The sequence below is a fragment of the Stenotrophomonas sp. genome, assembly GCF_032103445.1.
Lineage (GTDB): Bacteria > Pseudomonadota > Gammaproteobacteria > Xanthomonadales > Xanthomonadaceae > Stenotrophomonas.
The window spans coordinates 1-5,190 of the sequence record NZ_DAMDFR010000123.1 but is presented as its reverse complement, the minus strand read 5'-3'; the positions used below and the strand labels follow the sequence as shown (position 1 = coordinate 5,190).

Sequence of the window (5,190 nt, the reverse complement as noted above, 5' to 3'; positions counted from 1 at the left end):
CGGTTGCGCATTGGTACCCCGATGACCCTGGCCGACGGCGACACCGGAGCGCAGCTCAACGCCGTGCGGCGGGCGTTGTATGCCCTTGGCCGCGGCGCGCCGGTAAGCGCTCCACTTGCCAACGGACCGGAACCGCTGGCGGCCCCAATGGCCCCGGCGCAGGTCGCCCGCGCCATCGCCGCCGCCCGCGTGCTCGGCCAGACCGGCGACGGCAAACAGATCCTGTTGACACGCTGCGCGGCCGACTGCCCGCTGCTGCTGGAACTGGGAAGGCTGCGCGAACTGACCTTCCGCCAGGTGGGCGAGGGCACTGGCCGCAGCCGCGACCTGGACGCCTTCGACCTGCGCTACGAACACATCGTGATCTGGGACGGTGCCGCGCAGCGCGTGGCCGGTGCCTACCGGATCATGCGCGGCGCGCAGGCACTGGCCCGCGACGGCTTGGCCGGACTCTACAGCGCCGCGCTGTTCCGCTATGCCGACGACGCCATCCCGCGCATTGCCGAAGGCCTGGAGCTGGGCCGCAGCTTCGTCGTGCCGGATTACTGGGGCAGCCGCAGCCTGGACTACCTGTGGCAAGGCATCGGAGCGTATCTGCAATGCCGCCCGGGTATCCGTTACCTGTTCGGTGCGGTGTCGATCAGCGCCGCTTTGCCGCGTGAGGCCCGCGAACAACTGGTGGCGTACTACCAGCGCTATTACGGCGCAGCGGCCGGGCTGGCCGAATCCAACCGCCCGTTCCAGTATTTCGCTGCGCCGCCGTGCTTCGGTGAGCTGGACGCGGGCGCGGCGTTCGATGTGCTCAAGGCCAACCTGGCGGCGCTGGGTACCGGCGTGCCCACCCTGTACCGACAGTACACCGACCTGTGCGAACCGGGCGGCGCGCGCTTTCTGGCCTTCGGGGTGGATCCGGACTTCAGCGATTCCATCGACGGCCTGATCGAAGTCGATCTGCAGGCGATCCGCCCGAACAAACGCAAACGCTACCTGCGCCCGGCGGAGGTGTCGGCATGAAGCCGGTGACCCAGCTGCCGCCGCACCGTCGCGCGGTGTTCCTGTCCGATGTCCACCTGGGCTCGCGCCATTGCCATGCCGCCGAGCTTGCGCAGTTCCTGCGCGGACTGCGTTGCACCCAGCTGTACCTGGTCGGCGACATCATTGATCTGTGGTGGCTTGCGCACCGTCGCGCCGCATGGCGGCCTTCGCACAGCGCGGTGATCGAGGCGCTGCATGCGCTTCGCCGTGCCGGCACCGAGATCATCTACATTCCCGGCAACCACGATGCGTCGCTGCGGCAGATGTGCGGGCTGATGCTGCCGGCCATGCAGGTACGCCGACGCGCCATCCACACCACCGCTGACGGCCGCCGCCTGCTGGTGGTGCACGGCGACGATTACGATGGCGTGACCCACTTCGGTGGGTTGCAGGAAAAGTTTGGCGACTGGCTGTACTACCGCATTCTCACCGGCAACCATCTGCTGAATGCCGCGCGTCGCGGGCTGGGCATGCGCTACTGGTCGTTGTCGGAGTTCCTGAAGCGGCAGAGCAGTGCTGCCGAGCGCTAAATCGAGCGCTTTGTGCAGGCCGGGCTGGACGACGTGCGCCGGCGCGGGTTGGATGGGATTGTGTGTGGGCATATCCATCGGGCGGCTTTGGTTGAGCGCGACGGGCTGGTGTATGCCAATGATGGGGACTGGGTGGAAAGCCTGACCGCCTTGGCCGAAGACCCGGATGGCACCTTGAGGCTGTTGGATCACCACGGCCGGACCGTGGCTCATCTCGAAGGCCTCAGGCAGGCAGCGTAGAGCCACGCCGCGCCCCATGACAGGGTGGGCGCCGATGCAATTCGCGCGTCGCCACGCGCCCATGTGTTGCCGCATCGAACGGAAACGGGTGTGATCCAGGTTACCAAGCACCCCGATGACGCACGATGCGCGCCACCGTTTACCATCGGCGAATGGATTCCCTCTCCCAGATCGTTCTCGGCGGTGCCATCGCTGCCGCCATCGCCCCCGCCGGCCATCGCCGCGCGGCCCTGCTCGCCGGTGCCGCGCTTGGCACCCTGCCGGACCTCGACGCCCTCGTGCTCGCGTTCACCGCCACCGACCCGGTTGCGGTGATGACCGAACACCGCAGCTACAGCCATTCGCTGCTGGTGCTGCCGTGGGTCGCCGCGTTGATCTGGTGGGGGTTCAAACGCTTCGGCAACGGCCGCGTCGCGCAATCACCCGTGCGCTGGTTCTGGGCGATCCAGCTGGCGTTGGTCACCCATCCGGTGCTGGATGCGTTCACCGTCTACGGCACCCAGCTGTGGTGGCCATTCACTCCGCCACCGACGATGTGGTCCAGCGTCTTCATCATCGACCCGCTGTATACGGTGTGGCTGCTGCTGGCCTGCATCGTGGCGTGGTTCGCGCGCGCTCGCCCGCTGGCGCAGCGTGCACTGGTTGCAGGGCTGCTGCTCAGCACCGGCTACCTGGGCTGGTCGCTGCTGGCCAAGCATCAGGTTGAACGCGAAGCCGACCGCGCGCTGGCCGCGATGGGCCTGGGCAATGCCCCGCGTTTCTCCGTCGCCACCCCGTTCAACACGGTGCTGTGGCAGGTGGTTGCGATGACCCCGAGCGGCTATGTGATTGGCGAACGTTCGGTGATTGCGGACAAGGGCCCGATGACCTTCCGGGGATATCCGTCAAACGTGCAGGCATTGCGTCAGGCTGCCGAGATTCCCGCAGTGGCGCGGTTGAACTGGTTCAACCGCGGCTTCATGCGCGCGCAGGTGGTGGACGGCCAGCTGCAGCTCAGCGACCTGCGCATGGGGCTGGAACCGGATTACACCTTCACCTTCGCGGTGGCGAAGCAGCAGGGAGATGGCTGGGGAGCGATCACCCCGCAGCAGCTGCGCCCGGCGTATGAGGGCGATGAAGGGCGCGAGCGCGCCAAGCGGCGCTTCGGCACGCTGTGGCAGCGCATGTGGCATCAAGCGCCAGCCAATGAGGGGCCGTAGAGCCACGCCCTGCGTGGCTTCGCGGTGCCAGATCCCCCCGTAGGGACACGCCATGCGTGTCCACGAGGTGCCAAACGTGGTTGCAGCCACGCAGGGCGTGGCTCTACGGATGGCCCATCCATTGCGCCCGTCGTTCAGTAAACCGTCGCGCGCGCCTGCACGAACGAGAAGAAGAACACCGCGTTCGGATCGTTCTGCACCAGCCCGAATTCCTGGCGCATGCCGTCCACCGTGGCCTGATCCACCAGCCCGGCTTCCAGCAGCGGCTCGGCCGCCGACAGCAGCAGCTGCTCCCAGAACGCGATCATGGTCTTGCGCCGGGCCGGTTCGCGGTTGTCCAGGTGAATGGTCTTGATCTCGGTGTGCACGTCGCGGAAGCCGCCGGCCAGCAGCAGGTTGCCGAGCTTGGCCCCGACAAACGGGTCGCCGCCGTGGTCATACTGGAAATCATTGAACGCCATCCAGTAGCGCCAGATGTGTGGCGAATACGGATCGAGCAGGAACGAGGCGTTCATCACCTCGGTCACATACACCGGCGAACCGGGAACCAGCACGCGACGCACTTCACTGAGAACGCGGGCAGGGGAGGGCACGTGCTCCAGTACCCAGCACAGGAAGGCGGAGTCGAACTCGCGCGGGCCGAACGGCAGGTTGCCGGCGTCTGCCTGCTGCAGGGTGTAGCGCTCGCTGCACCACGGGGTCTTTTCCAGATTCTGGCGCGCGGTGGCCAGCTGGGCCTCGCTCAGGTCCACGCCGGTGACATGCAGTTCCGGGAAGCGGCGCAGCAGGATCTCGGTCTGCGCGCCCACGCCGCTGCCGACTTCCAGCAGCTTGCGCGCGCCGGTGTAGTCGATGCTGTTGAAGATGGTCGATTCAAGCAGACGGGACTGGACGACCAGACGATGCTGTTCGGTATCGGAGAAGCCGTGCAGATAAGTGGGGGAGGCGATAGGGGGCGTCATGGCAATCACATGGATGTCGGGGGTCTGTGACCCCGGTAGCGTCGAGCACTGCTCGACGAATGTCGGATTCAGGCAGCGAATGACAACGGCTGCCCCGCTGCCAACGCATCAAAATAGTCCCGCGTCAGCGCAACCTGCTGCGCAGCATCTTCAGCGCGGTTGACCACCGCACGGAACGCGGCATTCTCCGGTCGGTCCTTGGCGTACCAGCCCAGATGCTTGCGCGCGATGCGCACGCCCTGGGCCTCACCGTAGAAATCATGCAGCGCGTGCAGATGTCCAAGCAGGATGTCGCGCACCTCAGTCAGCGTTGGCGGCGGCAGTTCTTCACCGGTGGCCAGGTAATGCGCCACTTCGCGGAAGATCCACGGCCGGCCCTGGGCGGCGCGGCCGATCATCACCGCATCGACGCCGGTCTGGGCCAGCACCTGGGCGGCTTTCTGCGGCGAATCGATGTCGCCGTTGGCGAGCACCGGAATGCGCAGGGCGGCCTTGATCGCGGCGATGGTCTCGTATTCGGCGCTGCCGGTGTAATGCTGGTCGCGGGTACGGCCGTGCACGGCGAGCGCGGCAATGCCGCTGTCTTCGGCGATGTGGGCAATGCGCGGGCCGTTGCGATGGTCGCAGTCCCAGCCGGTGCGGATCTTCAGGGTCACCGGCACGTCAACGGCATTGACGACCGCGGTCAGGATTCGGGCAACCAGATCCTCATCGCGCATCAGTGCGGAGCCGGCCCAGGCGTTGCAGACCTTCTTGGCGGGGCAGCCCATGTTGATGTCGATGATCTGTGCGCCGTGGTCGACGTTGTAGCGGGCGGCATCGGCGAGCTGGGCCGGTTCGGTGCCGGCGATCTGCACGCTGATGGGGGCGGGTTCGCCGGCGTGGTCCATGCGGTGGATGGACTTGCGGGTGTTCCAGAAGCGGGGGTCGGAGATGGTCATCTCCGAGGCAGCCAGCCCCGCGCCGAGCCGCTTGCACAGCAGGCGGAAGGGCTTGTCGGTGACGCCGGCCATGGGCGCAAGCACCACGTTGGGCTGGATGGAATAGGGGCCGATCTGCATGGGCGGCATTGTAGTGCGCCGGGCGTTGGCCGGGCGTGCCGGTCATGGAACGCTGTTGTTGGTTTGGTCGCCAACGTCAAAAGCCGCGGCTCTGCGCTGCTATCTGGCTTGGCGGGTCGGGGTGGGTTTGCGGGGGACGCCGTAAACCCGTCCATGGGGGCTT

Annotated in this window: 4 protein-coding genes and 1 pseudogene; 3 read left to right on the top strand and 2 right to left on the bottom strand. The window is 66.9% G+C overall.

The window, feature by feature from the left end; all coding sequences use genetic code 11:
* The 3 genes and pseudogenes from RT551_RS21105 to RT551_RS21095 all read left to right on the top strand — a co-directional run.
* On the top strand, window positions 1-1,014 hold a 1,014-nt coding region (locus RT551_RS21105), incomplete at its 5' end, for a GNAT family N-acetyltransferase (protein ID WP_313462133.1).
* Window positions 1,011-1,805: pseudogene (locus RT551_RS21100) on the top strand (UDP-2,3-diacylglucosamine diphosphatase). The gene RT551_RS21105 and the pseudogene RT551_RS21100, both read left to right, overlap by 4 nt.
* Before the next feature lie 152 nt (window positions 1,806-1,957).
* A complete protein-coding gene (locus RT551_RS21095; RefSeq protein WP_313462130.1) occupies window positions 1,958-3,004 on the top strand; it encodes a metal-dependent hydrolase in 1,047 nt (348 codons plus the stop codon).
* A 134-nt stretch (window positions 3,005-3,138) separates the two neighbouring features.
* On the opposite strand, the gene RT551_RS21090 is transcribed toward RT551_RS21095, so the two are convergent.
* Together RT551_RS21090 and dusB are read right to left on the bottom strand one after the other, a co-directional pair.
* The gene (locus tag RT551_RS21090) at window positions 3,139-3,966 is read right to left on the bottom strand and encodes a methyltransferase domain-containing protein (protein ID WP_313462129.1); all 828 of its coding nucleotides are present in this window, start codon (window positions 3,964-3,966) and stop codon (window positions 3,139-3,141) included.
* A gap of 68 nt (window positions 3,967-4,034) precedes the next feature.
* On the bottom strand, window positions 4,035-5,027 hold the full coding sequence (gene dusB, locus RT551_RS21085; RefSeq protein ID WP_313462127.1) for a tRNA dihydrouridine synthase DusB: 993 nt from the start codon (window positions 5,025-5,027) through the stop codon (window positions 4,035-4,037).
* Between the last annotated feature and the right edge of the window lie 163 nt (window positions 5,028-5,190).

Excerpts from the sequence above, each read along its gene's own strand:
- RT551_RS21095 (WP_313462130.1), top strand. The coding sequence starts at position 1,958 with ATGGATTCCCTCTCCCAGATCGTTCTCGGCGGTGCCATCGCTGCCGCC.
- RT551_RS21090 (WP_313462129.1), bottom strand. The coding sequence starts at position 3,966 with ATGACGCCCCCTATCGCCTCCCCCACTTATCTGCACGGCTTCTCCGAT.
- dusB (WP_313462127.1), bottom strand. The coding sequence starts at position 5,027 with ATGCAGATCGGCCCCTATTCCATCCAGCCCAACGTGGTGCTTGCGCCC.